This is a genomic window from Ideonella oryzae (genome assembly GCF_024055665.1).
In the GTDB taxonomy this organism is placed as follows: domain Bacteria; phylum Pseudomonadota; class Gammaproteobacteria; order Burkholderiales; family Burkholderiaceae_C; genus Ideonella; species Ideonella oryzae.
In genome coordinates this window covers 76,825-100,952 of the sequence record NZ_JAMXMC010000012.1, presented here as the reverse complement: position 1 = coordinate 100,952, position 24,128 = coordinate 76,825, and the positions used below count along the sequence as shown (strand labels likewise).

At 72.8% G+C, this 24,128-nt stretch carries 21 protein-coding genes; 7 read left to right on the top strand and 14 right to left on the bottom strand.

The annotated features are described in order from the left end of the window. The first annotated feature begins 248 nt into the window (after positions 1-248). On the top strand, positions 249-1,820 hold the full coding sequence (locus M0L44_RS18945) for a methyl-accepting chemotaxis protein (RefSeq protein ID WP_252771655.1): 1,572 nt from the start codon (positions 249-251) through the stop codon (positions 1,818-1,820). Positions 1,821-1,838: 18 nt separating this feature from the next. On the opposite strand, the gene norR is transcribed toward M0L44_RS18945, so the two are convergent. Then, on the bottom strand, positions 1,839-3,428 hold the full coding sequence (gene norR, locus M0L44_RS18940; RefSeq protein ID WP_252771653.1) for a nitric oxide reductase transcriptional regulator NorR: 1,590 nt from the start codon (positions 3,426-3,428) through the stop codon (positions 1,839-1,841). Positions 3,429-3,580: 152 nt separating this feature from the next. Between norR and ytfE the strand changes: the two genes are divergently transcribed. Further along, complete coding sequence (gene ytfE, locus M0L44_RS18935) at positions 3,581-4,312, top strand: iron-sulfur cluster repair protein YtfE (RefSeq protein WP_252771652.1); 732 nt, start codon at positions 3,581-3,583, stop codon at positions 4,310-4,312. Between the two features lie 42 nt (positions 4,313-4,354). After that, a complete protein-coding gene (locus tag M0L44_RS18930; protein WP_252771650.1) occupies positions 4,355-5,149 on the top strand; it encodes a Crp/Fnr family transcriptional regulator in 795 nt (264 codons plus the stop codon). Positions 5,150-5,151: 2 nt separating this feature from the next. Here M0L44_RS18930 and ubiT read toward each other — a convergent pair whose 3' ends face one another. The 7 genes from ubiT to M0L44_RS18895 all read right to left on the bottom strand — a co-directional run bounded on the left by ubiT (position 5,152) and on the right by M0L44_RS18895 (position 11,023). Continuing rightward, positions 5,152-5,691 carry a ubiquinone anaerobic biosynthesis accessory factor UbiT gene (ubiT, locus tag M0L44_RS18925; protein ID WP_252771649.1) on the bottom strand — a complete coding sequence of 180 codons (540 nt, stop codon included), beginning with the start codon at positions 5,689-5,691 and terminating at the stop codon, positions 5,152-5,154. Further along, the gene (gene ubiV, locus M0L44_RS18920) at positions 5,688-6,677 is read right to left on the bottom strand and encodes a ubiquinone anaerobic biosynthesis protein UbiV (protein ID WP_252771647.1); all 990 of its coding nucleotides are present in this window, start codon (positions 6,675-6,677) and stop codon (positions 5,688-5,690) included. Before ubiV ends, ubiT begins: the two co-directional genes overlap by 4 nt. A gap of 34 nt (positions 6,678-6,711) precedes the next feature. After that, on the bottom strand, positions 6,712-7,749 hold the full coding sequence (ubiU, locus tag M0L44_RS18915) for a ubiquinone anaerobic biosynthesis protein UbiU (RefSeq protein ID WP_252771645.1): 1,038 nt from the start codon (positions 7,747-7,749) through the stop codon (positions 6,712-6,714). Between the two features lie 98 nt (positions 7,750-7,847). Then, positions 7,848-8,282, bottom strand: a complete 435-nt coding sequence (locus tag M0L44_RS18910; protein ID WP_252771643.1) for a putative zinc-binding protein — start codon at positions 8,280-8,282, stop codon at positions 7,848-7,850. Next, entirely contained in the window at positions 8,283-8,828 is a 546-nt protein-coding gene (locus M0L44_RS18905; RefSeq protein ID WP_252771715.1) for a hemerythrin domain-containing protein, read from the bottom strand. Positions 8,829-8,865: 37 nt separating this feature from the next. Continuing rightward, positions 8,866-10,053 (bottom strand): NnrS family protein, encoded by a 1,188-nt coding sequence (locus M0L44_RS18900; RefSeq protein WP_252771641.1) that lies wholly within the window; start codon positions 10,051-10,053, stop codon positions 8,866-8,868. A 70-nt stretch (positions 10,054-10,123) separates the two neighbouring features. Beyond that, positions 10,124-11,023, bottom strand: a complete 900-nt coding sequence (locus tag M0L44_RS18895) for a LysR family transcriptional regulator (RefSeq protein ID WP_252771640.1) — start codon at positions 11,021-11,023, stop codon at positions 10,124-10,126. Between the two features lie 179 nt (positions 11,024-11,202). Here M0L44_RS18895 and M0L44_RS18890 point away from each other — a divergent pair, with 179 nt between their 5' ends. The 4 genes from M0L44_RS18890 to M0L44_RS18875 all read left to right on the top strand — a co-directional run bounded on the left by M0L44_RS18890 (position 11,203) and on the right by M0L44_RS18875 (position 15,911). After that, positions 11,203-12,111: an NAD(P)-dependent oxidoreductase gene (locus M0L44_RS18890; protein WP_252771638.1), complete on the top strand. Its 909-nt coding sequence runs from the start codon at positions 11,203-11,205 to the stop codon at positions 12,109-12,111. A gap of 77 nt (positions 12,112-12,188) precedes the next feature. After that, complete coding sequence (locus tag M0L44_RS18885; RefSeq protein ID WP_252771637.1) at positions 12,189-13,274, top strand: tartrate dehydrogenase; 1,086 nt, start codon at positions 12,189-12,191, stop codon at positions 13,272-13,274. Between the two features lie 19 nt (positions 13,275-13,293). After that, the gene (locus M0L44_RS18880) at positions 13,294-14,745 is read left to right on the top strand and encodes an aldehyde dehydrogenase family protein (protein WP_252771635.1); all 1,452 of its coding nucleotides are present in this window, start codon (positions 13,294-13,296) and stop codon (positions 14,743-14,745) included. 68 nt (positions 14,746-14,813) lie between these two features. After that, complete coding sequence (locus M0L44_RS18875) at positions 14,814-15,911, top strand: TRAP transporter substrate-binding protein (protein ID WP_252771632.1); 1,098 nt, start codon at positions 14,814-14,816, stop codon at positions 15,909-15,911. Positions 15,912-15,914: 3 nt separating this feature from the next. Here M0L44_RS18875 and kdpE read toward each other — a convergent pair whose 3' ends face one another. From kdpE to kdpF, 6 genes are read right to left on the bottom strand one after another with little or no spacing between them, the layout of a single operon-like run. Then, on the bottom strand, positions 15,915-16,616 hold the full coding sequence (gene kdpE / locus M0L44_RS18870) for a two-component system response regulator KdpE (protein ID WP_252771630.1): 702 nt from the start codon (positions 16,614-16,616) through the stop codon (positions 15,915-15,917). Positions 16,617-16,626: 10 nt separating this feature from the next. Continuing rightward, positions 16,627-19,347 (bottom strand): DUF4118 domain-containing protein, encoded by a 2,721-nt coding sequence (locus M0L44_RS18865; RefSeq protein ID WP_252771628.1) that lies wholly within the window; start codon positions 19,345-19,347, stop codon positions 16,627-16,629. A gap of 7 nt (positions 19,348-19,354) precedes the next feature. Continuing rightward, positions 19,355-20,020 carry a potassium-transporting ATPase subunit KdpC gene (kdpC, locus tag M0L44_RS18860; protein ID WP_252771626.1) on the bottom strand — a complete coding sequence of 222 codons (666 nt, stop codon included), beginning with the start codon at positions 20,018-20,020 and terminating at the stop codon, positions 19,355-19,357. Between the two features lie 21 nt (positions 20,021-20,041). Further along, the gene (gene kdpB / locus M0L44_RS18855; protein ID WP_252771624.1) at positions 20,042-22,117 is read right to left on the bottom strand and encodes a potassium-transporting ATPase subunit KdpB; all 2,076 of its coding nucleotides are present in this window, start codon (positions 22,115-22,117) and stop codon (positions 20,042-20,044) included. Positions 22,118-22,128: 11 nt separating this feature from the next. Continuing rightward, positions 22,129-23,922, bottom strand: a complete 1,794-nt coding sequence (kdpA, locus tag M0L44_RS18850; RefSeq protein WP_252771622.1) for a potassium-transporting ATPase subunit KdpA — start codon at positions 23,920-23,922, stop codon at positions 22,129-22,131. After that, entirely contained in the window at positions 23,919-24,011 is a 93-nt protein-coding gene (kdpF, locus tag M0L44_RS18845; protein ID WP_252771620.1) for a K(+)-transporting ATPase subunit F, read from the bottom strand. Before kdpF ends, kdpA begins: the two co-directional genes overlap by 4 nt. Positions 24,012-24,128: the final 117 nt, after the last annotated feature.

Below are 24,128 nucleotides of genomic sequence, written 5' to 3'. Positions count from 1 at the left end.
GGCTCCCTGGCGAACATCCACCCGAAGACCATCGAGGGGTACGCGAAAGAACGATGCTCCGCAACGGGGCATCGTTCCAAAGAACTACTGCTGGTTCGATGTTGACTTTGATCAATTGACCTGTCAACCGCGCTCACCCTCTGGCGGCGCTGCGGAGATCCCCTGCGTGGACTAGTCCTTCAGGTCGACTCGACGCCCCCTGCCCGCAGGCCGAAGAACAAGGCCTGATGCCAAGCAAGGAGAGAGTGATGCGAGAGCTGCGACAGCAGGGGACGGGCCGATCGATCGGCGCCCGCCTGGGATGGGGCTTTGCCGGGGTGCTGGGCCTGCTGGCCGTGGTGGTGGGCGCGGCGGTGCTGCGCTTTGCCCAGGTGGGCGAGGGCGTGGCCCAGCTGACCCAGCACGACTGGCGCAGCGCCGAGGCGGCCGCCCTGCTGGACGCCACCACCCGCTCCAACACCCGCCGCACGATGGAGCTGTTCTTCGTGACGAACCCGCAGGATGACGCCGCGCTGCACCAGAAGATCCGCGACAACCGGACCCTGGTGGACCAGGCGCTGGCTGAGCTCGACACCCTGCTGACCGACCCGGCCCAGCGCCGCAGCCTGGCCGAGATCCAGACGGCCCGGGTCGCCTATGTGCGCAGCTTCACCCAGGTCAGTGCCCTGCTGAAGGACGGGCAGCGCAGCCAGGCCGAGGCCCTGCTGCGCCAGGAGACGCTGCCGGCCATCGACACCCTGCAGGTGCCGGTGCGGGCCCTGGCGGCGCAGGTGCGCGAGCAGGTGTCCCGCGAGGGCGAGGCCCTGCGCGAATCGCTGGCGGCCGAGCGCCTGCGCGTGCTGGCCGGCGGGGTGGCGGCCCTGTGCGTGGGCCTGGGCATGGCGATCTGGCTGGCCCGCGGCATCACCCGCCCGCTGGGCCGCGCCGTCGCGGTGGCCGAGGCCGTGGCCCAGGGCGACCTGTCGGTGCGGGTGGGTGAGCGGCCCGCCGACGAGACCGGCCGGGTGCTGGGCGCGCTCGAAGGCATGACCCAGGACCTGGCCCAGGTGGTGCGCAGCGTGCGCGACAGCTGCGACCAGGTGGCCCGCGGTGCCGACGAGATGGCCGGCGGCACCACCGACCTGTCGCAGCGCACCGAGGAACAGGCCGCCAGCCTGCAGCAGACGGCGGCTTCGCTGGAGGAGCTCTCCGGCTCGGTGCACCAGAACGCCGAGGTGACCCGCCATGCCGCCGACGAGGCCCAGGCCGCCCGCGAGGCGGTGGAGAGCGGCGCGGCCGCGGTCGGCCAGGTGGTGGACACCATGCAGCAGGTCTCGGCCGCCAACCGGCAGATCGGCGAGATCGTGGCCCTGGTCGATGGCATCGCCTTCCAGACCAATCTGCTGGCGCTCAACGCCGCGGTGGAGGCCGCGCGGGCCGGTGAATCGGGCCGCGGCTTTGCCGTGGTGGCCGGTGAGGTGCGGGCCCTGGCCCACCGCTCGGCCGAAGCTGCCCGCCAGGTCCAGGGCGTGGTGGCCGGCAGCCTGGCCCAGGTCGAGTGCGGCACCCGCCAGGCCGGCGAGGCTGGCCAGGCCATGCAGGCCATGGTGGCCCGGGTGCAGCGCGTGACCGAGCTGCTGGGCGAGATCAGCCAGGCCGCCAGCCAGCAGTCCGATGGCGTCGGCCAGATCAACCAGGCCGTGGCCCAGCTCGACATGGTGACGCAGCAGAACGCGGCCCTGGTGGAGCAGAGCGCGGCCGCCTCCGAGCAGCTGCGCCTGCAGGCCGACCGCCTGCGCGGCGCGGTGCAGGTGTTCCGCCTGGACGCCGTCGCCGCCTGAGCCCCCGGGGCCTGGCCGCTAGGGCTTCAGCCCCAGCCGGCGGGCCAGCTTGTGCAGGTTGCTGGCGTCCATGCCCAGCTGCCGGGCCGCCTGCGCCCAGTTGCCCTGGGCCGCCTCCAGCGCCGCGCGGATGCTCTGCCGCTGCGCCAGCTGGGCCGCCTGGCGGGGTGACAGGCCCGGCGCCATCTCAGCGTCCTCATGGCCGTCCAGGGCCAGCGCGCCGTGCTGCATCGCTGCGTCCGGCACCGTGCTGCCCTCGGGCCCCTCCAGACCCAGCAGCTCCGGGCCGATGGCCAGGATGCGGTGGCGGTCCTGCTGCAGGCCGGCCGCCCGCAGCGCGGCCCGGCCGATCACATGCTCCAGCTCGCGCACATTGCCCGGCCAGGCATAGGCCAGCAGCGCCTTCTCGGCTGCCCGGGCCAGGCGCAGCCCGCGCAGGCCCAGCCGCGCGCGGTTGACCTCCAGGAAGCGGCCGGCCAGCGGCAGGATGTCCTCGCGCCGCTCGCGCAGCGGCGGGATGGGCAGCGGGTACACCGACAGCCGGTGGTACAGGTCGGCCCGGAAGCGCCCCTCGCGCACCGCCGTGCGCAGGTCGCGGTTGGTGGCGGCGATGAAGCGCACATCCACCTTGCGCGGCCGGTCCGAGCCCAGGCGTTGGATCTCGCCGTTCTGCAGCGTGCGCAGCAGCTTGGCCTGCAGCACCAGCGGCAGCTCGCCCACCTCGTCCAGGAACAGCGTGCCGCCCTGGGCGGCCTCCACCCGCCCGGCCCGGTCGCCGGTGGCGCCGGAGAAGGCGCCGCGCACATGGCCGAACAGCTCGCTCTCGGCCAGGGTCTCCGGCAGGGCGGCGCAGTTGACCAGCACCAGCGGCTGGCCGCTGCGGGCCGACAGCCGATGCAGACGCCGCGCGAACAGCTCCTTGCCCACGCCGGTCTCGCCCAGCAGCAGCACCGGCAGGTCGCTGCGGGCGACCACCTGGCTTTCTTCCAGCAGGTGCCGCATGCCCTCGCTGTGGGCCACGATCTCCAGGTCCTCGCCGCCGGCCGCGGCCTGCGTGGCATCGCCCTCGCGGGCCCGCGCGGCCCAGGCGCCGGCCTGGCGCAGGTCCTGGTTCTCGCGCTCCAGCCGGCTCATGCGCACCGCCGCTTCCACCAGGGGCTGCAGGCGCTGCAGGCGCTCGCGGTCGGCCGGGCTGAAGCGGCCTGGCCGCAGGCCGTCCAGGGTCAGCACGCCCCAGGGCCGGCCGTCCTGCTGCAGCCGCAGGCCCATGCAGTCGTGCACCGGCAGCGGCTGGCCGTGGTGGCCCTCCACCAGGCCGTCGTAAGGGTCGGGCAGGCGGCTGTCGGCTTCGAAGCCCACCACCTCGCGGTCGGCCATGATGGCCGCCAGCCGTGGTTGTTCGGCCAGCAGGAAGCGCCGGCCCATGGCATCGCGCGTCAGCCCCACCGCGGCCACCGGCCGCAGCACGCTGCTGCCACCGGGCTCCAGCGCCAGGATGACCACCGCATCGCACTGGAACTCGGCCCGCACGGCCACCGCCAGGCGCTGCAGTCGCACGGCCGCGGGCAGCAGCACCGTCAGGTCGTTCAGCAGCAGGTTCAGGTCCATGGTTGATTACACCATGAAGGGTTGTTTTGACCGTTCAATGACCATGGTGCAAATGACCCTGTCGGCGCCAAGTGTCTGATTCTCCAAGTGCCGCCCCCTGGCCCGGGGCTTGCCAAGAAGGGGGCATTCCCACCCCGCATGAAAGCCTTCCGATGACCGACACCGTCTTTCTGGACCGTTCCCTGGGCGACCTGGCCCGCAGCATCCCCGGTGCCACCGCCATCTTCCATCGCCACCAGCTGGACTTCTGCTGCGGCGGCAAGCAGACCCTGCGCGACGCCTTGGCGCCGCTGGGCCTGGACCCGCAGCCCATCACCGAGGCGCTGCAGGCCCTGCAGGACGACGGCGGCGCCGAGTCCATCGACTGGCGCGGCGCCACCGCGTCCGAGCTGATCGACCACATCCTGGTGCGCTACCACGACCGCCACCGCGAGCAGCTGCCGGAGCTGGTGCGCCTGTCGCGCCGGGTCGAGACCGTCCACGCCGATCGCGCCGAGTGCCCGCACGGCCTGGCCGACCACCTGGAGGCCATGCTGCAGGAGCTGGAAAGCCACATGCAGAAGGAGGAGCAGATCCTCTTCCCGCTGATCGCCCAGGGCATGTCGCCTACACAGCTGCCGCCGGTGGAGGTGATGCGCTTCGAGCACGACCAGCACGGCCAGGCCCTGGCGCAGATGGTGAGCCTGGCCCATGGCCTGGCCATGCCGCGCGGGGCCTGCAGCACCTGGCGCGCCCTGTTGGCCGGCCTGCAGACCCTGCGCGAGGACCTGATGCAGCACATCCACCTGGAGAACAACGTGCTGTTCGAGGGCCTGAACGCGCCCGAGGCGGCCACCGAGGGCGGCTGCGGCGGGGCCTGCGCCTGCGCGGGCGCTGCCGCCTGATGATCGCCGGATCGTTTTCCACCCCTGCAAGGAGTCTCGACCATGGTCTGCGCCGAACCGGATGGCCAGCTGATCGCCCGGGCGCTGGCACCCTGTCCCATCCCGCCCGAGGCCTGCGACCGCCTGCTGCAGGCGGCCTGCGTGGTCGACGTGCCGCCCGGCCTGCTCCAGCACCCCAGCCCGGCCAAGCCGCTGCCCTCGCTGTGGCTGCTGCGCAGCGGCCAGATGGCTGCCGGTGGGGTGGACCGGCGCGGCCGCTTCACCGAGATGTTCCGCGTGCAGGCCGGGGAGTGGGTGGACGTCTTCGGCGCCCTGGGCCGCCAGCCCGGCTGGTTCCGGGCCCTGATGGCCACCGAACCCAGCGAGCTGCTGGCTCTGCCCATCGACGCGCTGCTGCGCATCGCGCAGCAGCATCCCGCGGTGGGCCTGGCCTTCGGTCAGGTGCTGGCCGCCCAGGCCCAGACCCTGCGCGACGGCCTGACCGAGGCCCGCACCCGTGGCCTGGCCGCCCGCCTGGCCCGGCGCATCCTGGACGAGACGGCGGCCTCCACCGGCCTGGCCTGCCGGCCGGTCTGGCAGATGGCCGTGCGCAAGCAGCAGCTGGCCCAGCAGCTCGGGGTGACCTCCGAAGCCCTGTCCCGTTCGCTGCGCCAGTTGATCGAGCAGGGAGTGATCGCGGTGCAGCGTTACGAGGTCCGCATCCTCAACCGCGTGATGCTGCAGTACCTCAGCGAGTCCCGTGGGGCGCTGCCGGCCGCCGCGGGGGGGCGCCGCAGCGTGCCTGCGTCGCCGCGCGCCACGCGCGCGCACGCCGCCGGCCTGGCCCTGGCCGCCTGAGTTCAGACCCGGGCGCGGCCCGGCGTGCCCGACCCAGCCGGCTTCACCGGCCAGATCGGGCCCAGCGCGTCCAGCGAGTTCTTCAGCAGCAGGCCCAGCTCGGTGTCGCCTTCCATCACCAGCACGCGGTCGAAGAACAGGCGGTCCGGGTCGTCCAGCCCGCGGGCCAGCCGCCACCAGCCGGCTGCGCGCGCGGCAATGCGCAGCGCCGCCTCGGCGCTATCGCCCGCGGCCTCGAAGCCGTCGGCCCGCCCCCGCAGGCGCAGGCGCCAGCCCAGGTCGCTCACCTCCAGCGTGATCACGCGGCCCACCAGGCCTTGTTGCAGTTCCTCCGGCAGCTGGGGCCAGAGCCCCCGGTTGAGCAGCACCGCCAGCACCTGAGACGGTGGTCGGCTGGGCAGGCGACGCAGCCAGCCGGCCATGCGGGCCTGAGGCCCCTGGAGGGCCTGCCAGCGCGCCGGCAGCGGCGGCAGGGCGTCAAGCCGCTGGGCCAGGGCCTCGAGCGGGGCCCGCAGGCGCGGGGGAAGGAACAAGGGGGTCATGCGGGCATCTCCAGGGGCGAGGTGGCGGTGGCGGCCATGCCCGGCCGGTCGAAGGCGTAGCCGGACACCAGCGGCCCGGGCACGCCCAGGCCGGCCCAGGCCGCGCTGCGGCCCTGGGGTGAGGCGCCACCGTTGAAGACGGCGTCGAAGTCGGCCAGCACTTGGGCAAAGCCGTTGGACGAGGGCGACAGGCGCAGCCGCTGCACGCCGGCTGCAGCCAGGGCCTTGGCCTGGCCCAGCAGGCAGTGCACGCCGGCCGACTGGGTCTGGGTGCCGTTGAGCACCAGAAAGTCCTCGCCCTCGCCGCTGCGCACCAGCCGGCCGTCCGGGTCGTCCAGACAGGGAAAGCCGCAGCGGTCCTTGGGCACGCCGTGGTGGCGGGCGGTGAAGCAGCGCGCCGAGAAAGACAGCGGCATGCGGCCGAAGGCCCAGACCTCGGTCTCGATCGGTCGACCGCTCCAGCCCACCACCGGGCGTTCAGGCGGCTGGATGCAGGCCACCGCCTGCAGCGACAGTTCCAGCGGCGGCACCCAGCGCACCACGCCCAGGTCGGCATGCTCCTGCAGGGCGCGGTGGCTGTAGATGTTGATGTGCGGGCCCAGCACCAGCGGCACCCGCCCCTGCAGCAGGGCCAGGGCGGAGGCATCGCCGGCCTCCACCCACGGGTCGGTCTCGGCGCCCAGGCGCTCGATCTGCCGCAGGTCGGCCTCGGTCTCGACCAGGGTCTGGGTGGCGTGCACCACCTGCTTGCCGGCCTGGGCCAGTTCCCGGCCCAGGGCCAGCCAGTCGTCCAGGCGCAGCTCGCGCCGCCGGGCGCACACCACCTCGCCCAGCACGATGCAGTCGGCCGGGGAGTCGGCCAGCTGGGCATAGAAGGCCAGCAGCCGCTCACGGGGCCAGAGGTACTGCACCGGGCCGACGGTCAGGCCCCAGCGGCGCGGGGCGGTGGAGGAGGTGGCGGGTGCGGAGAAAGCAGAGTCGTTCATCATGGGGGTTCCGTCAGCGGTGAGCGGTCTATGGTCAACGCCAGGGGCGATCGAAGGCGCCCAGGGTGGTCTGCGCCCCCTCGGCATGGCGCGACAGGGCCTGCTGCCAGGCCGGGTCGGGCGTGAAGGGGCGGCCTTCGTCCACGGCGCGGCAGGCCTGGTCCAGCGCGGCGCGCCAGGCCCGGGTCACCTCGCCCACGTAGGCGGCGCTGCGCTGCCGGCCTTCGATCTTGAAGGCCCGCACGCCCATCTGCACCGGCTGGGGCAGCAGGGTCAGCGTGTTCAGGCTGGTGGGTTCCTCCAGCGCGTGCACGCGCCGGCCGTCCACCTCGAAGCGTCCCTTGCAGAGGGTGGGGTAGCCGCGCGGCTCGTCGGGGCCGTAGTGGTCGATCAGCACACCGTTGAGCCGCGCGCTGACGCCACCATCGCGCTCCTGCCAGCGCACTGCCGAGGCCGGCGAGCAGACGCCGGCGTTGTTGGGCGACTGGCCGGTGGCATAGGACGACAGGGCGCAGCGTCCCTCCACCATCACGCACAGGCTGCCGAAGGCGAAGACCTCGATCTCCACCGAGGTGCCGGCGATGATGCGCGCGATCTGCTCGGCCGCCACCACCCGCGGCAGCACGGCCCGCTGCACGCCGTAGCGCTGGCGGTAGTGCTCGATGGCGGCGTGGCTGGTGGCCGAGGCCTGCACCGACAGGTGCAGCCGCAGGCCCGGCAGGTGGTCGCGGCAGTGACCCATCACCGCGGTGTCGGCCACGATCAGGGCATCGGCCCCGAGTTCGGCGGCCTTGTCGGCGGCGGCGAACCAGGGCCCGGGCCGGCGCGCGTCGGCAAAGGTGTTCAGGGCCATCAGCACCTGGGCGCCGTGGCGGTGGGCCAGGGCCACGCCCTCGCGGATCTGGGCCTCGTTGAAGTTCAGGCCGGCGAAGTTGCGGGCATTGGTCGCGTCCTTCAGGCCCAGGTAGACGGCGTCGGCGCCGGCTTCCACAGCGGCTTCCAGCGCGCGCAGGCTGCCGGCCGGGCACACCAGATGGGGGCGTGCGCGCTCGGGGGGAGAGGGGTGTTGCATCGGGGGGCCGCGCGGCGGCGGGTCACTGCGAAAGAAGGCAGTCTCCCGATGTGCTGCCAGCGTGGTTTTGCGGCAGCGCAAGCCGGCCGCCCCCCGGTTCAGCTCCCGTGTGCGGGTCCGCGCTGCAGGGCGTCCAGCAGGGCCTGGCACTGGCTCATCAGATGAGCTGCCTGGGACGGGTCGAAGTCTTCGTGCTGACGTTTGCGCACGCCGGCTTCCCACAGGGCCAGGTGGTGGCTGGGGGCCACGCCGTGGCGGGCCAGGGCCTGGCGGGCGCAGCTCTGCGGGCAGCCGTCGATGACCAGCACCGGACGCTGCCGGGCCGCGGCGCCCACCGCCACCTTCACCAGCGCGGGCACGTCACCGCCCACCCCCGCGATGCAGGACATCTCGGCCCGGCCTTCACGGTCCAGGCGCACCGCCAGGTGGTTGGCCAGCTGGGCGGCGCTGGAGCAGCCCGAGCAGGCATAGACCAGGGGCAGGGTGGCGCGGCGCGCGGGCCTGGCGGGGTCGGTATCGGTGTCGGCCGGCATTCAGACGGCCTCGCCGCGGCGCCGCCGCATGGCCAGGCCGATGTCGGCCAGCACGGCGGGTTCGATCAGCCGCTCGGCCATCGGCAGCAGCTCGGCCTCCTCGCGGGCGATGTGCTGGGCATAGAGGGTGCAGAAGGCGTCCACCGCGGCGGCGTCCAGTGCGGCCGGCCGGCCCGCGGCGATCTCGCTCAGCGCGGCCCGCAGACCGGCCCACTGCTGCTCGAAGCGGCGGTGGTCGGCCTTCAGGCCGTCGGTCAGCGCGCGCAGGCACACCGCGTCCGAGCCGGCCATCGATTCGAGCAGCGCGGGGAAGAGGTCGGCCTCTTCGTCGGCATGGTGCTTGGGGCCGGCCAGGTCGAAGTAGCGCAGCACCGCGGTGGCGGCCTCGGCCGCGGCGCGGTCCGGGCCGTGGGCGGCCAGGTGGGGCAGCAGGCGCTGCAGGGTGGCGCACTGGTCCTCCACCCGGCGGTGGCATTCGGCCAGCATGGCCAGCGGGGTGTCAAAGCCCACCGCGGCCGCTTCGGTGCCCGGCAGGGAGATGCTCATCAGACGCGCCATCGCGGTTCCTTGTCTCAGGGGGAGGTCAGCCGGGTTGGCCGTCCCGCCGCGGGCGGCTGAGGATGCCGACGTAGCGGGCCAGGTAGGCGACGAAGGCCAGCACCCACAGCGTGGCCGACAGGTGCACCGCCATCAGCAGGCCGGCCGGCCACAGCAGGGGCACCGCCACCCGCACCAGCGCGGCGGCCTGCATGGCGATGAAGGCCGTGGTCTCGAAGGGGCCGGCCTGCAGCGGCCGGCCGGTGTGGCCCAGCGCGGTGCGGGTGATCATGCCGATCGTCATGCCGCCGATGGTGCCCAGCGTGAGGGCGTGGGTGGCCGGGCCGAGGGGCCAGGCGTCCAGCGTGGCGCCGGCGCGCAGCAGCAGGTGCAGCGGCAGCCACAGATAGGCCGCGTGTAGCACCCACACCAGCGGGTGGCGCAGCGTGCGCCAGGGTTGCCACAGGGCCCAGCGGGCGGTGTGGGCGGCGGCCAGGGCCAGCAGCAGGACGGCCAGGGGCAGGCCGTGCAGGCCCAGGGCGTCGGCCACCATCAGCGCCAGCACGCCGCCCAGCGCGGCCTTTTCCAGGCGCTCGTCGCGCCGGGCCTGCATGCCCGGCACGCCGTTGTTGCTGAACATGGGCACCACGCGCCCGGCCATCACCGCGATCATGAACAGCACTGCGTCCAGCGCGATGGGCAGGCCCAGGCCCTCGGGCCAGGCCAGCCAGCCCAGGGCCTGCAGGTGCAAGCCCAGGCTGGCCAGCCCCAGGCCGGCCAGCAGCAGGGGGAAGAAGTCGTTGCGGCGGTTCTGGCCGGCGCGCAGCGCCCGCCACAGGGCCCAGGCCGAGGCCCAGGCAAAGGCGGCATTGGCCAGGCCGGCGGCCAGCAGCCAGGGTGTGAAGCCCAGCCCCCGGGCCAGCAGCCACAGCGCGGCCAAGGCCTGCAGGTGGCGCCCGGTGGGTGTGGGCTGGCCGGACCAGTTGCGCCCCGCAGTGAACAGAAAGCCCACCACGATGGCCAGGGTGTAGCCGAACACCATCTCGTGCGCATGCCAGGGCATGCCGCGGGTCCAACTGCCGAGGTGGCCGCTCATCTGCGCCGCCCACAGCGGGATGGACAGCACGGCCCACAGCGCGGCCAGCAGATAGAAGGGCCGGAAACCCAGGGCCCACAGGGCCCAGCGCGGCGCGGGGCCGCGGCCTGGGGGCACGTCAAGGGGGAGCGAGGCCATGGTGCTTAAAGATATATTTAAAGTACATGTTAAAGCGTGAGGCCGATGCTGGCAAGCTGCCGCGGGGGGCTCAGGCCGAGGGCCGCTTCGGCAGGCCGCGCTGGCGCAGGAAGTCCACGAAGCGGGTCACCGCGGCCGGCAGGTGGCCGGGGGCCGTGCACAGGTACATCTCGCGGTGGGCCCAGTCGTCGGTGAGGTCGATCAGCCGCAGCTTCATGGACTGCCGGAAGGTCTCGACCGAGGCCTTGGGCAGCACGCCGATGCCCTGGCCGGCGGCCACCAGGCGGCACACCGCCTCGAAGGACTGCACCTGCACCCGCAGGCGCAGGAAGCGGCCCAGCGATTCGGCGGTCTGCTTCATCATGCGGGTGGTCACGGCCGCGTTGTCCAGCGCGACGATGTCGTTCTCCAGCAGCTCGCCAAAGGCGATCCGCCGGGCCCGCAGGGGATGGCGGGCCGGCACGATGGCGCACAGCGGGTCCGGCCCCCAGGGCTCGAAGTGCAGGTCGGCCTCCGGGGCGCAGGTCACCACGCCCACGTCGGCCAGGCCGGCCCGCACCGCGTCGACGATGTCGTGGCTGCGCGCCTCGTGCACCTCCAGGCGGATGCCCGGTCGCGCGGCATGCCACTGGGCCAGGCGGTCGGGCAGGTCCTGGCTCATGGCCGAGGTGTTGGCATGGATGCGCACCCGTCCCACGGTGCCGCCGGCAAAGTCGGACAGCTCGTCCAGCAGCGTTTCCACCGAGGCCATCACCACCCGCGCATGGCGGGCCAGGGCCTCGCCCGCCGGGGTGGGGGCCACACCGTCGTGCTGCCGCGCCAGCAGGGGCGTGCCCAGCTGCTGCTCCAGGTAGGCCAGGCGGCGGCTGGCGGTGGACAGCGACACATGGCTGGCCTGGGCCGCCCGCGACAGGCTGCCCAGCCGCACGGCCTTGAGAAAGAGGTCGAGGGCGGACAGGTCGGGCAGCATGGGGGTGGGGGCAGGTCCGCACGATTCTGTGGCCGCCGGGATGCGCGGCGCCCACAGGCTTTCACCGAGTGCAGGCGCGCCGCGCGCTGCGCACACTGGCCGGGCTTGCAAAAACTGCAAGGCCGCGCCGCCGAAATTGCACTTGGGTGCCCGGAGGGCCGCTGCCTACACTGAACCGCATGGAGACAACAAGGACCTGGCGCGTGGGCCTGGCCGGCGTGGGCCTGATGGGCCACGGCATCGCCCGCAACCTGCTGCGCCGCGGCCACACCCTGCGGGTGCTGGCCCACCCGGGCAACCAGCCGCTGGACGAGCTGCTGCAGGGGGGCGCCACGGTCGTGGACACGGCCCAGGCCCTGGCCGACGTCAGCGAGGTGATCCTGCTGTGCGTCACCGGCACGCCCGAGGTGGAGGCCGTGCTGACCGGCCCGGCCGGCGTGCTGCAGGGCCTGCGGCCGGGCAGCACGGTGATCGACTGCTCCACCGCGGTGCCGGGCTCCACGCTGCGCATGGCGGCGCTGGTGACGGCCGCGGGGGGCCGCTTTCTGGATGCGCCGATGACCCGCACCGCCCAGCATGCCCACGCCGGCACGTTGAACCTGTTGGTGGGTGGCGATGCCGGCTTGCTGGCCGAGATGCGGCCTCTGCTGTCGGCCTTTGCCGAGAACATCACCCACGCCGGCCCGGTGGGGGCCGGTCACCGCCTGAAGCTGCTGCACAACTTCGTCTCGCTGGGCAGCATGGCCCTGCTGGCCGAGGCCGCGGCCTGCGCCGTGCGGGGCGGCATCGCGCCCGAGGTGCTGGTGGACGTGCTGGCCAGCGGCGGTGGGGCCGGCGTGGCGCTGGAGCGCCTGCGGCCGGTCATCCTCGACCCCGCCGGCCCGCCCATGCCCTTTGCGATGGGCAATGCCCTGAAGGACCTGCGCTACTACCTGGCCATGGCCGAGGCGGTGCCCACGCCCCACGCGATCGCCGAGGCGGTGCTGGCCACCTACGACATGGGCGTGGTCCAGGCGGGGGCGCAGGCCATGGTCACCGAACTCGTGGCCGAGCTCACCCGCATGGGGCCGGCCCCCAGCGCCGGCTGAACCCGGCCGGCCGCCGGCCGTTCTTCCACCCCGGCCAGTTGCCGGCCGTTCTTCCACCTCTGGCAGGGAGCCTTCCCATGAAGACACACCGGATCGCCGTCATCGCCGGCGATGGCATCGGCCCCGAGGTCATGGCCGAGGGCCTGCGCGTGCTCGACGCGGTGGGCCGGCGCTTCGGCATCGCCTGGTCCTTCGACACCTTCGACTGGTGCTGCGCCCACTACCAGCGCCACGGCACGATGATGCCGACCGACTGGAAGGCCCGGATCGGCGGCCACGACGCCATCTTCTTCGGTGCGGTGGGTGCGCCGGACATCGTGCCCGACCACATCGCGGTCTGGGACTCGATCATCCGCATGCGGCGCGAGTTCGACCAGTACGTCAACCTGCGCCCGGCCCGGCTGATGCCCGGTGTGCGCTCGCCGCTGGCCGGCCGGGGCCCGGGCGACATCGACATGCTGATCGTGCGCGAGAACACCGAGGGCGAATATTCCTCGGTGGGCGGGCGCATGTTCGAGGGCACCGAACGCGAGATGGCCATCCAGGAGTCGGTCTTCACCCGCACCGGGGTGGACCGCATCCTGGCCTATGCCTTCGAGCTGGCGCAGCGCCGGCCCCGCCAGTCCCTGGTGGCGGCCACCAAGAGCAACGGCATCGCCATCACCATGCCCTACTGGGACGAGCGCCTGGCCGCCATGGCCGAGCGCTACCCGCAGGTGTCGGTGCGCAAGTACCACATCGACATCCTCACCGCCCACTTCGTGCAGCACCCGGACTGGTTCGATGTGGTGGTGGCCTCCAACCTGTTCGGCGACATCCTCTCCGACCTGGGGCCGGCCTGCACCGGCACCATCGGCATCGCGCCCTCGGCCAACATCAACCCCAGCCGCGCCCACCCCTCGCTGTTCGAGCCGGTGCACGGCTCGGCGCCGGACATCGCCGGCCGCGGCATCGCCAACCCCATCGGCCAGATCTGGTCGGCCGCGCTGATGCTGGAACACCTGGGCGGCGGCGACCCGACCCACCAGGCCGCGGCCAATGCCATCGTCTGCGCCATCGAGGCCACGCTGGCCGAGGGCCCGCGCACGCCCGACCTGGGCGGTCAGGCCGGCACTGCGGACGTGGGCCGGGCCATCGCCCAGGCCATCGCCGCCGCGCCCTGAACCCTTCTGGAGACCCCGCATGCAGACGATGCAGCACTTCATCGCCAACGCCTGGCAGGCCCCCGCGTCGGGCGACACCCTGCCCGTGCTGGACCCCAGCGACGGCACTTGCTTCGGCAGCCTGGCCCGCGGCAACGCGGCCGATGTGGACGCAGCGGTGCGGGCCGCCCGCGCGGCCGTGGGCGAGTGCCTGGACGGCCCCTGGGGCCAGCTGGCGGCGGCCCGGCGCGGCCGGCTGCTGGCGCAGCTGGGCCAGCGGGTGGGCGAGCAGGCCGAGGCCCTGGCCCAGCTGGAGGCGCGCGACACCGGCAAATCGCTGCGCACCGCGCGGGCCGACGCCCTGGCCCTGGCCCGCTACCTGGAGTACTACGCCGGCGCCTGCGACAAGCTGCACGGCGAGACCCTGCCCTACGAGAGCGGCTACACCGTGCTGACGCTGCGCGAGCCGCACGGCGTGACCGGCCACATCATCCCCTGGAACTACCCGATGCAGATCTTCGGCCGCACGGTGGGCGCGGCCCTGGCGGCCGGCAATGCCTGCGTGGTCAAGCCGGCCGAGGACGCCAGCCTGTCCACGCTGCGGCTGGCCGAGATGGCGGCCGAGCTGGGCTTTCCGGCGGGCACCCTCAATGTGGTCACCGGCTACGGCGCCGAGGCCGGCGCGGCCCTGTGTGCCCATCCGGGCGTGGACCACATCTCCTTCACCGGCTCGGCCGCCACCGGGCGCCGGGTGGCCGAGGCCGCGGCCCAGCACCACTGCCCGGTCACGCTGGAGCTGGGCGGCAAGTCGCCGCAGATCCTCTTCGACGATGCGGACCTGGACGCCGCCCTGCCGGTCATCGTCAACGCCATCGTCCAGAACGCGGGCCAGACCTGCTCGGCCGGCAGCCGGCTGCTGGTGCAGCGCAGCGTCTATGAGACGGTGCTGGCGCGGCTGGCCGAGCGCTTCCAGGCCCTGCGGGCCGGCCCCCCGGCGCTGGACCTGGAGATGGGCCCGCTGGTGAACGCGCGGCAGCAGGCGTTGGTGCGCGGCTTTCTGGACCAGGCCGAGGCCGACGGCCTGCGCGTGGCCGCCCGCGGCAGCGTGCACCCCGAGGCCGCCGCCACCGGCCACTACCAGGCCGCCGTGCTGCTGCGCGACGTGCCGCCCGGCCACCCGCTGGCGCAGCAGGAGATCTTCGGCCCGGTGCTGGTGGCCATGCCCTTCGACGACGAGGCCGAGGCGGTGCGCCTGGCCAACGGCACTGACTACGGCCTGGTGGCCGGCGTCTGGACCCGCGACGGCGCGCGCCAGCTGCGCCTGGCCCGGCGCCTGCGCTGCGGCCAGGTCTTCATCAACAACTATGGGGCCGGTGGCGGGGTGGAGCTGCCCTTCGGCGGTGTCAAGGCCAGCGGCCACGGGCGGGAGAAGGGCTTCGAGGCCCTCTGGGGTTTCACCGTGCTCAAGACCGTGGCCATCCGCCACGGCTGAGCCCCCCGCCGCTGGGCTGGCGTACAAACCGGGTTCGGGTTCTCACAACACCAACAGGAGACAAGCCAATGAGCCGTCGCAACTTCCTCGTCCAATCCGGTGCCATGGGGGGCGCCCTGGCCAGCCTGGCCGCCCCGGCCCTGGCCCAGACGGGCAACCCCGAGATCCGCTGGCGCGTGGCCTCCAGCTACCCGCGCAGCCTGACCGGCATCTTCAGCGCGATGGAGATGGTGGCCAAGCGGGTGGGCGAGCTCACCGGCGGCAAGTTCAACATCACCGTCCACCCGGCCGGCGAGCTGGTCCCGCCGCTGGGCGTGCTGGACGCGGTGCAAAAGGGCACGGTGGAGGCGGGCCACAGCGCCAGCTACTTCTACATCGGCAAGGACCCGGCCTTCGGCTTCCACACCGCCATGCCCTTCGGCCTGGGCCTGCGGGCCCAGAACGCCTGGCTCTACGAGGGCGGCGGCCAGGCCCTGATCGACGAGTTCCTGGCGCCCTACGACGTCACCGTGATGGCGGTGGGCAACACCGGCGCCCAGATGGCCGGCTGGTACCGCAAGGAGATCAAGTCGGTGGCCGACCTCAAGGGCCTGAAGTTCCGCATCGGCGGCCTGGGCGGCATGGTGCTGGCCAAGCTGGGCGTGGTGCCGCAGCAGCTGGCCGCGGGCGACCTCTACCCCGCGCTAGAAAAGGGCGTGATCGACGCGGCCGAGTTCGTCGGCCCGCTGGACGACGAGAAGCTGGGCCTGCAGAAGGTGGCCAAGTACTACTACTACCCGGGCTGGTGGGAGGGCTCGGCCACGCTGGGCCTGTTCGTCCACCTCAAGGCGCTCAACGCCCTGCCGGCGCTCTACCAGACGGCGCTGCGCACCGCCACGGCCGAGGCCAACCAGTGGCTGACGATGAAGTACGACAACGAGAACCCGCAGGCCCTGCGCCGCCTGGTGGCCGGCGGGGCGCTGCTGCGCGCCTTCCCCAAGGAGGTGACGCAGGCCGCCTTCGGCGCGGCCAACGAGCTCTATGCCGAGATGGCCGAGAAGAGCGCGCCCTTCAAGAAGATCCACGCCCACTGGGCCAAGTTCCGCTCCGAGCAGGTGATGTGGCAGCAGCTGTGCGACCTGCCCTTCGACAACCTGATGAGCGCCCTGCTGCGCGGCAAGGGCTGAGCCTCAGCCCGCCAGGCCCACCAGCCGGTAGCCCACGCCGGTCTCGGTCAGCAGGTGCTGGGGCCGGGACGGGTCGGCCTCGATCTTCTTGCGCAGATTGGCCATGTGCACCCGCACATAGTGGGTGTCCTCGCGGTGGCCGGGGCCCCACACCGCCTGCAGCAGCTGGGCGTGGGTGACCACCCGGTCGGGCTGGGACAGCAGGTGTGTCAGCAGCCGGTACTCGATGGGGGTGAGGTGCAGGGCCTCGCCCGCGCGCTGCACGCTGCGGTGCACCCGGTCCACCGTGATGTCGCCGAAGCGCTGCACCGGCTCGCCCTGGGCGCCCTGCTGGCTGTGGCGGCGCAGCTGGGCGCGCACGCGGGCCAGCAACTCGCCGCTGCCGAAGGGCTTGACCAGGTAGTCGTCGGCGCCGGCATCCAGCGCGGCGATCTTGTCGGCCTCGCGGCTGCGGGCGGACAGCACGATCACCGGCACCGCCGACCACTGCCGCAGGTCGCGGATCAGGTCCACCCCGTCGCCATCGGGCAGGCCCAGGTCCAGCACGATCAGCTCGGGCCGCCGGGTGCCGGCCTCGATCAGACCACGCTGCAGGCTGTCGGCGGTGTGGACTTCCAGCCCCTGGCTTTCCAGGGCCAGGCGGATGAAGCGCAGGATGTCGGCCTCGTCTTCGATGACCAGCACGCGGGGCAGGGGCTCGCTCATGGCCGGGATGCTAACCAGCCAGCGCGCTGCCGTCGTCGGTGGGCGGCTGGCCCACCGGCAGGCGCAGGGTGAAGCGGGCGCCGATGATCTTGTCGCCCTGCAGCCGGTTCTGCCCCTGGATGCGGCCGCCATGGGCTTGCACGATGGCGCGGCAGATGGCCAGGCCCAGGCCCACGCCCGGCGTGGCGCTTTCGCGCTGGCCGCGCTCGAACTTCTCGAACACCGCCTCCTCCCGCCCCGGGGGCAGGCCGGGGCCGTGGTCGTCCACCTGAACGATCACCTCGGGCCCCTCGCGCCGGGCGCGGATCTCGATGGCGCTGCCGGCCGGGGTGTACTTGGCCGCGTTCTCCAGCAGGTTGACGAAGACGCGCTCGAACAGCGTGGCGTCCAGGGCCAGCAGCGGCAGGTCCTCGGCCAGCTGCACCGTGACCGGCCGCGTGCCCAGCTGCCCCTGGCATTCGGCCAGCGCGCTGCCCACCAGCTCCTCCAGCGGCAGCCAGTCGCGGCGCAGCTGCACCGCGCCGGCTTCCAGCCGGGCCATGTCCAGCAGGTTGTTGACCAGCGCGCTCATGCGCCGGGCTGACTGCTGGATGGCCTGCACCGTCTGCTGCTGGGCTGGGGCCAGCGGCGGCTCGGTCCAGGCCAGGGTCTCGGACAGGCCTTGCAGCGAGGCCAGCGGCGTGCGCAGATCGTGCGACATGGCCGAGAGCAGCGAGTTGCGCAGCCGCTCCGATTCGATCTGCAGGGTGCTGGTCTGGGCCACGTCGATGTAGTGGATGCGCTCCAGCGAGATGGCCAGCAGCGAGGCCGCCGTCTGCAGCAGCTGGCGCTGGCCGGGGCCGGGGGCGGGCTCGCCCGCGGCCGGCTCCACGCACAGCACGCCGCGGCTGCGCATGGGCGCGCGCAGCGGCAGCATCAGGCAGGCGCCGGCCGGCAGGGTGTCGGTGCCGCGGCCGGCGGGCTCGCCGCGGTCGAAGGCCCACTGGGCCACGGCCATGTCCACCGTGGCCCGCCCGCCCGGCAGCGGATGCAGATGGCCCTCATCGTCGGCGGCCAGCACGGTGACCTGGGCCCGGAACTCCGCGGTCAGGAAACGGCTGCCGATCTCGGCCACCTGCTCGGGCTGCAGTGCGGCGGAGAGGTCGCGTGCCATCTCGTAGAGCCGGCGCATGCCGTGCTCGCGCCGCTGGGCCTCGTCGGCCTGGAAGCGCAGCCCCGCGGTGAGCTGGCCGATCACCAGCGCCACCACCAGCATCACCGCGAAGGTCAGCACGTACTGCACATCGCTGACCGCGAAGGAGTAGCGCGGCGGCACGAAGAAGAAGTCGAACAGGCCCACGCCGACGAAGGCCGCCAGCACCGCCGGGCTGCGGCCGTAGCGCAGGGCCACGCCAACCACCACCAGCAGGAAGAGCATCACGGTGTTGCTCAGCTCCAGCCAGGGCCGCAGCGGCGTGCACAGCAGGGCGGTGAGGGCGCAGGCCGCCAGCGCGGCGCCATGGCCGCGCCAGTCGGGCGACGCGGTGGCGGGCCGGCCGCCCCGGGGCGGTGGGCCGCCGGTGTCGCGCGCGGCGGGCAGGGCCACCTGCAGCAGGTCCAGGTCCTCGGCCAGGGCAGCCACCTGCTCGGCCAGTGGGTGCCGCCAGGGCAGCCAGGCCAGCCAGCCGTGCCGGGGGCGGCGGCCGATCACCAGGCGCGAAAGGTTGTGCTCGCGGGCGTAGCGCACCAGGGCCGGGGCCAGCTCGGCCGCGGGCAGGGTGGCCACCTCGGCCCCCAGGTCCTGCGCCAGCTTGAGGCTGCGCTCCAGCCGGCGGCGCTGCGCCTCCGGCCGCCGGGCCGAGGCGGGGGTCTCCACATGCAGGGCGTGCCAGGGCAGGTCCAGCTGGGTGGCCAGGCGGGCACAGCGGCGCAGCAGCTTCTCGGCCTCGGGGCTGTCGTCCACGCAGGCCAGCAGGGCCTCGCGGTTGGGCCACACCACCGGCACCGCGCTGCGCCGGCGCCAGTCCTGCATCTGCTCGTCCACCCGATCGGCGGTGCGGCGCAGGGCCAGTTCGCGCAGGGCCAGCAGGTTGCCCTTGCGGAAGAAGTGGGCGGCGGCGTGCTCGGCCTGGTGCGGCACATAGACCTTGCCGGCCTTCAGCCGGGCCAGCAGCTCGTCGGGCGGCAGGTCCACCACCACCACCTCGTCGGCGGCGTCGAACAGGCTGTCGGGCACGGTTTCCCAGACCCTCACGCCGGTGATGCCCGAGACGATGTCGTTCAGGCTCTCCAGGTGCTGGACGTTGACCGTCGTCCAGACGTCCAGGCCGGCCTCCAGCAGCTCCTCCACGTCCTGCCAGCGCTTGGGGTGGCGCGAGCCGGGCGCATTGCTGTGCGCCAGCTCGTCCAGCAGCAGCAGGGCGCCGGGATGCTCGCGGCCGAAGGCCAGCGCGCCGTCCAGGTCGAACTCGGCCAGCACCCGCCCGCGGTGGGGTACCTGGCGCAGTGGCAGGCGGGGCAGGCCCTGGGCCAGGGCCTCGGTCTCGGCGCGGCCATGGGTTTCGACCACGCCGACGGCCAGCGACGTGCCGCCGGCCCGGGCCGCCTGGGCGGCCACCAGCATGGCGCAGGTCTTGCCCACGCCCGCGCTGGCGCCGAAGAAGATCTTCAGCCGGCCACGCCGGGCCTGGGCTTCGTCGGCCTGAACCTGGCGCAGCAGGGCGTCGGGGTCGGGCCGGGTGTCGTCCGTCATCGCAGGGTCAGGTCAGGGGGTGGGCTGGCGTGGGGGCGGCAGGGGCGGTGGTGGGGTAGCGCGCGTCCAGGTCCAGGTTGAGCAGCAGCACGTTCACCCGCGGCTCGCCCAGGAACCCCAGCAGTATCCCCTCGGTGTGGCGGGCCACCAAGTCCTGCAGGGCGGCCACGGGCACGCCGCGCAGGCGGGCGATGCGGGGCAGCTGGTACTGCGCCGCGGCCACACTGATGTGCGGGTCCAGCCCGCTGGCGGAGGCGGTCACCAGGTCGATGGGCACCGGGGCGGTCTGGCTGGGGTCGGCCGCGTGCAAGGCCTGGAGGCGGTCCTTCACCGCGGCCACCAGGGCCGGGTTGCTGGGACCCAGGTTGGAGCCGCTCGAGTTGGCCGCGTTGTCGGGCATGGGACTGGTGGCCGAGGGCCGGCCCCAGAAGTGCGCCGGGTCGCTGAAGGGCTGGCCGATCAGGCGCGAGCCGACGGCCTGGCCGTCGCGCAGCACCAGGCTGCCGTTGGCGGTCTCGGCCAGGGTGGCCTGGGCCACGCCGGTGACGGCCAGCGGGTAGGCCAGGCCGGTGATGAGCGAGAGGGCGGCGAACAGCACGAGGGCCGGGCGCCACAGGCCTTCGGCCGGGGCCGCGGCGCGTGCGCCGGTGGCGGGGGAAGCGAGGGTGTTCATGAAAGACTCCTTCGGTTTCGTTCAGGCCAGGCCCAGGCCGGCGATCAGCAGGTCGATGGCCTTGATGCCGATGAAGGGCACGATGACGCCGCCCAGGCCGTAGATCAGCAGGTTGCGGCGCAGCAGCAGGGCCGCGCCCACCGCGCGGTAGGGCACGCCCTTGAGGGCCAGCGGGATGAGCGCGACGATGATCAGCGCGTTGAAGATCACCGCCGACAGGATGGCCGAGGCCGGGCTGGCCAGGTGCATCACGTTGAGCGCACCCAGCGCCGGGTAGGTGCTGACGAAGGCCGCCGGGATGATGGCGAAGTACTTGGCCACGTCGTTGGCGATGCTGAAGGTGGTCAGCGAGCCGCGGGTCATCAGCATCTGCTTGCCGGTCTCGACGATCTCGATCAGCTTGGTGGGGTTGCTGTCCAGGTCCACCATGTTGCCGGCCTCCTTGGCGGCCTGGGTGCCGGTGTTCATCGCCACCGCCACGTCGGCCTGGGCCAGCGCGGGGGCGTCGTTGGTGCCGTCGCCGGTCATGGCCACCAGGCGACCGGCGGCCTGGTGTTCACGGATCAGGGCCAGCTTGGCCTCGGGCGTGGCCTCGGCCAGGAAGTCGTCCACCCCGGCCTCGGCCGCGATGGCGGCGGCGGTGAGGCGGTTGTCGCCGGTCACCATCACCGTCTGGATGCCCATGCGGCGCAGCTCGGCAAAGCGCTCGCGGATGCCGCCCTTGACGATGTCCTTGAGCTCCACCACGCCCAGGGCCTGGCGGCCGTCGGCCACCACCAGCGGTGTGCTGCCGCGGCGGGCGATGTCTTCCACGCTGGCCTGCAGCACGGCCGGCCAGTCGCCGTCCAGCGCTTCCACATGGCGGCGTACCGCATCGGCCGCGCCCTTGCGCAGCTGGCGCAGGCCGCCGCCGGGCAGCGGCAGATCGGCCCCGCTCATGCGGCTCTGGGCGGTGAAGGGCACGAATTCGGCCTGCAGACTGCCCAGATCGCGCTCGCGCAGCTGGAAGCGCTGCTTGGCCAGCACCACGATGCTGCGGCCCTCGGGCGTCTCGTCGGCCAGCGAGGCCAGCTGGGCCGCGTCGGCCAGGGCCTGCTCGCTCACGCCCGGCGCTGGCACGAAGGCCGTGGCCTGGCGGTTACCCAGGGTGATGGTGCCGGTCTTGTCCAGCAGCAGTACGTCCACATCGCCCGCGGCCTCCACCGCCCGGCCGGAGGTGGCGATGACGTTGGCCTGCATCATGCGGCTCATGCCAGCCACGCCGATGGCCGAAAGCAGGCCGGCGATGGTGGTGGGGATCAGGCAGACGAGCAGGGCCACCAGCACCACCAGGCCCACCGGCTGGCCGGCGCCCGAGGCCTGCACGCTGAAGATGGAGTAGGGCAGCAGTGTGGCCACCACGCCCAGGAAGACGATGGTCAGCGCCACCAGCAGGATGGTCAGCGCGATCTCGTTGGGTGTCTTCTGCCGCTTGGCGTTTTCCACCATCGCGATCATGCGGTCGACGAAGGTCTCGCCCGGGTTCACCGTGACGCGCACGACGATCCAGTCCGACAGCACGCGGGTGCCGCCGGTGACGGAGCTGAAGTCGCCGCCCGATTCGCGGATGACCGGGGCCGATTCGCCGGTGATGGCGCTCTCGTCGACCGAGGCCACGCCGTCCACCACCTCGCCATCGGCCGGCACCACGTCGCCGGCTTCGATGAGCACATGCTCCTCCTTGCGCAGCGCGTCGGCCTCCAGCGGGTGCCATTGCAGCTGCTCGCGCGGCAGGCCGCGCTGGTAGTGGGTCAGGCGCTTGGCCCAGGTCTGGCGCTTGAGGCCGCGCAGGCTGGCCGCCTGGGCCTTGCTGCGGCCCTCGGCCAGGGCCTCGGCGAAGTTGGCGAACAGCACCGTGAACCACAGCCACAGCGCCACGCCGAGGGTGAACAGGCTGGGCTGGGCGATGGCCAGGGCCGTGGTGAAGGCGCTGCCCACGTAGACGACGAACATCACCGGGTTGCGCCACTGCACCCGCGGGCTGAGCTTGCGCAGTGCGTCCAGCAGGGCCGGGCGCAGCAGCACCGGGTCGAAGAGTTTCAGGGTTTGGCGTGTCATGGGGGCCTCCTTCAATGCGCCCACAGGCTCAGGTGTTCCGCCACCGGGCCCAGGGCCAGGGCGGGCACGTAGTTCAGCAGGCCCACCAGCAGCACCGCGCCGATGAGCAGCACGATGAACAGCGGGCCATGGGTGGGCAGGGTGCCCTCGGTGGCGGCCAGGCGCTTCTTGGCGGCCAGCGAACCGGCGATGGCCAGCACCGGCACGATGACGCCGAAGCGGCCCAGCGCCATGGCCACCGCCAGGCTCAGGTTGTAGAAGAGCGAGTTGGCCGACAGCCCGGCGAAGGCGCTGCCGTTGTTGTTGGCCGCCGAGCTGAAGGCATAGAGCACTTCCGAGAAGCCGTGCGCCCCCGGGTTGGCCAGGCCGGCGCGGCCGGCCTCGGTCAGCACCGCCAGCGCGGTACCCCCCAGCACCAGCAGCGGGGTGACGAGGATGGCGATGGCCACCATCTTCATCTCGAAGGTCTCGATCTTCTTGCCCAGGTACTCGGGCGTGCGGCCGATCATCAGCCCGGCGATGAACACCGCCAGGATGGCGAAGACCAGCATGCCGTACAGGCCCGAGCCCACGCCGCCGAACACCACCTCGCCCAGCTGCATCAGCACCAGGGGCATGGCACCGCCCAGCGGGGTGAAGGAATCGTGCATGGCGTTGACCGCGCCGCAGGAGGCCGCGGTGGTGATGGTGGCGAACAGCGCGGAGGCGTTGATGCCGAAGCGCACCTCCTTGCCTTCCATGTTGCCGCCGCTCTGCAGCGCGCTGGCCGTCGGGTCGGTGCCCAGCGCGCTCAGCAGCGGGTTGCCCTGCTGCTCGGCCACGGTGGCCAGCACGGCCATGACCACGAACATCGCCGTCATGGCCCCCAGCACCGCCCAGCCCTGGCGGGCGTCGCCCACCATGCGGCCGAAGACGAAGCACAGCGCCGCCGGGATCAGGAAGATGCTGAGCATCTGCAGGAAGTTGGACAGCGGCGTCGGGTTCTCATACGGGTGGGCCGAGTTGGCGTTGAAGAAGCCGCCGCCGTTGGTGCCCAGCATCTTGATCGCCAGTTGCGAAGCCACCGGGCCCATGGCCAGGGTCTGGTGCGCGTCCTGCTTGTCGTCCAGAACCGGCTGGCCCTGGGCGTCCTTCAGAGGCTGGCCGTCGGTGCCCAGGCGGGGCTCCTGCCAGTGCACGGTTTCCACCATCTGCACCGTGGTGTAAGGGCGGAAGTTCTGGATCACCCCCTGGCCCACCAGCACCAGCGCGAACACGAAGGACAGCGGCAGCAACACCCACAGCGTGGCGCGGCTCAGGTCGGCCCAGACATTGCCGATGGCCTGGGCCGAGTGGCGCGCGAAGCCGCGCACCAGCGCCACCACCACCGCGATGCCGGTGGCCGCGGAGAGGAAGTTCTGCACCGTCAGCGCCAGCATCTGGGTCAGATAGCCCATCGTGCTTTCGCCGCCATAGGCCTGCCAGTTGGTGTTGGTGACGAAGCTGATGGCGGTGTTGAAGGCCAGGTCCGGCGCCACCGCGGGCAGTTGCTGCGGGTTGAGCGGCAGCACGGCCTGCCAGCGCTGCAGCAGGTACACCGCCAGCACGCCCAGGCCATTGAAGAGCAGCAGGCCCAGGGTGTAGCGCTTCCAGCCGGCCTCTTGCTGCGGCCGCACACCGGCCAGGCGGAACAGCGGCGCCTCCAGCCGGTTCAGCCAGGCCAGGCGGCCGGCCATCACCGCGTCGATCCAGCGTGCCAGCGGCCAGGCCAGCACGCCCAGCACCGCCAGAAAGACGGCCAGTTGCAGCCAGGCGGCGGTGTTCATGAGAAATCCTCCGGCCGCAGCAGCGCGGCAACGAGGTAGACCAGCAGACCGACCGCCAGTGCGGCGGCGGTCCATTCAAAGACGGGCATGACAACCTCCATGTCGATGAAGTCATGCTAGGAAGCATGCCATCAAGCCGTGGACAAGAATCGGCGCTCCCGCATCAAGAAAGCATCAAGACCGCCCCGGTGCCTGTCACAAACCAC

Excerpts from the sequence above, each read along its gene's own strand:
- M0L44_RS18945 (WP_252771655.1), top strand. The coding sequence starts at position 249 with ATGCGAGAGCTGCGACAGCAGGGGACGGGCCGATCGATCGGCGCCCGC.
- norR (WP_252771653.1), bottom strand. The coding sequence starts at position 3,428 with ATGGACCTGAACCTGCTGCTGAACGACCTGACGGTGCTGCTGCCCGCG.
- ytfE (WP_252771652.1), top strand. The coding sequence starts at position 3,581 with ATGACCGACACCGTCTTTCTGGACCGTTCCCTGGGCGACCTGGCCCGC.
- M0L44_RS18930 (WP_252771650.1), top strand. The coding sequence starts at position 4,355 with ATGGTCTGCGCCGAACCGGATGGCCAGCTGATCGCCCGGGCGCTGGCA.
- ubiT (WP_252771649.1), bottom strand. The coding sequence starts at position 5,691 with ATGACCCCCTTGTTCCTTCCCCCGCGCCTGCGGGCCCCGCTCGAGGCC.
- ubiV (WP_252771647.1), bottom strand. The coding sequence starts at position 6,677 with ATGAACGACTCTGCTTTCTCCGCACCCGCCACCTCCTCCACCGCCCCG.
- ubiU (WP_252771645.1), bottom strand. The coding sequence starts at position 7,749 with ATGCAACACCCCTCTCCCCCCGAGCGCGCACGCCCCCATCTGGTGTGC.
- M0L44_RS18910 (WP_252771643.1), bottom strand. The coding sequence starts at position 8,282 with ATGCCGGCCGACACCGATACCGACCCCGCCAGGCCCGCGCGCCGCGCC.
- M0L44_RS18905 (WP_252771715.1), bottom strand. The coding sequence starts at position 8,828 with ATGAGCATCTCCCTGCCGGGCACCGAAGCGGCCGCGGTGGGCTTTGAC.
- M0L44_RS18900 (WP_252771641.1), bottom strand. The coding sequence starts at position 10,053 with ATGGCCTCGCTCCCCCTTGACGTGCCCCCAGGCCGCGGCCCCGCGCCG.
- M0L44_RS18895 (WP_252771640.1), bottom strand. The coding sequence starts at position 11,023 with ATGCTGCCCGACCTGTCCGCCCTCGACCTCTTTCTCAAGGCCGTGCGG.
- M0L44_RS18890 (WP_252771638.1), top strand. The coding sequence starts at position 11,203 with ATGGAGACAACAAGGACCTGGCGCGTGGGCCTGGCCGGCGTGGGCCTG.
- M0L44_RS18885 (WP_252771637.1), top strand. The coding sequence starts at position 12,189 with ATGAAGACACACCGGATCGCCGTCATCGCCGGCGATGGCATCGGCCCC.
- M0L44_RS18880 (WP_252771635.1), top strand. The coding sequence starts at position 13,294 with ATGCAGACGATGCAGCACTTCATCGCCAACGCCTGGCAGGCCCCCGCG.
- M0L44_RS18875 (WP_252771632.1), top strand. The coding sequence starts at position 14,814 with ATGAGCCGTCGCAACTTCCTCGTCCAATCCGGTGCCATGGGGGGCGCC.
- kdpE (WP_252771630.1), bottom strand. The coding sequence starts at position 16,616 with ATGAGCGAGCCCCTGCCCCGCGTGCTGGTCATCGAAGACGAGGCCGAC.
- M0L44_RS18865 (WP_252771628.1), bottom strand. The coding sequence starts at position 19,347 with ATGACGGACGACACCCGGCCCGACCCCGACGCCCTGCTGCGCCAGGTT.
- kdpC (WP_252771626.1), bottom strand. The coding sequence starts at position 20,020 with ATGAACACCCTCGCTTCCCCCGCCACCGGCGCACGCGCCGCGGCCCCG.
- kdpB (WP_252771624.1), bottom strand. The coding sequence starts at position 22,117 with ATGACACGCCAAACCCTGAAACTCTTCGACCCGGTGCTGCTGCGCCCG.
- kdpA (WP_252771622.1), bottom strand. The coding sequence starts at position 23,922 with ATGAACACCGCCGCCTGGCTGCAACTGGCCGTCTTTCTGGCGGTGCTG.
- kdpF (WP_252771620.1), bottom strand. The coding sequence starts at position 24,011 with ATGCCCGTCTTTGAATGGACCGCCGCCGCACTGGCGGTCGGTCTGCTG.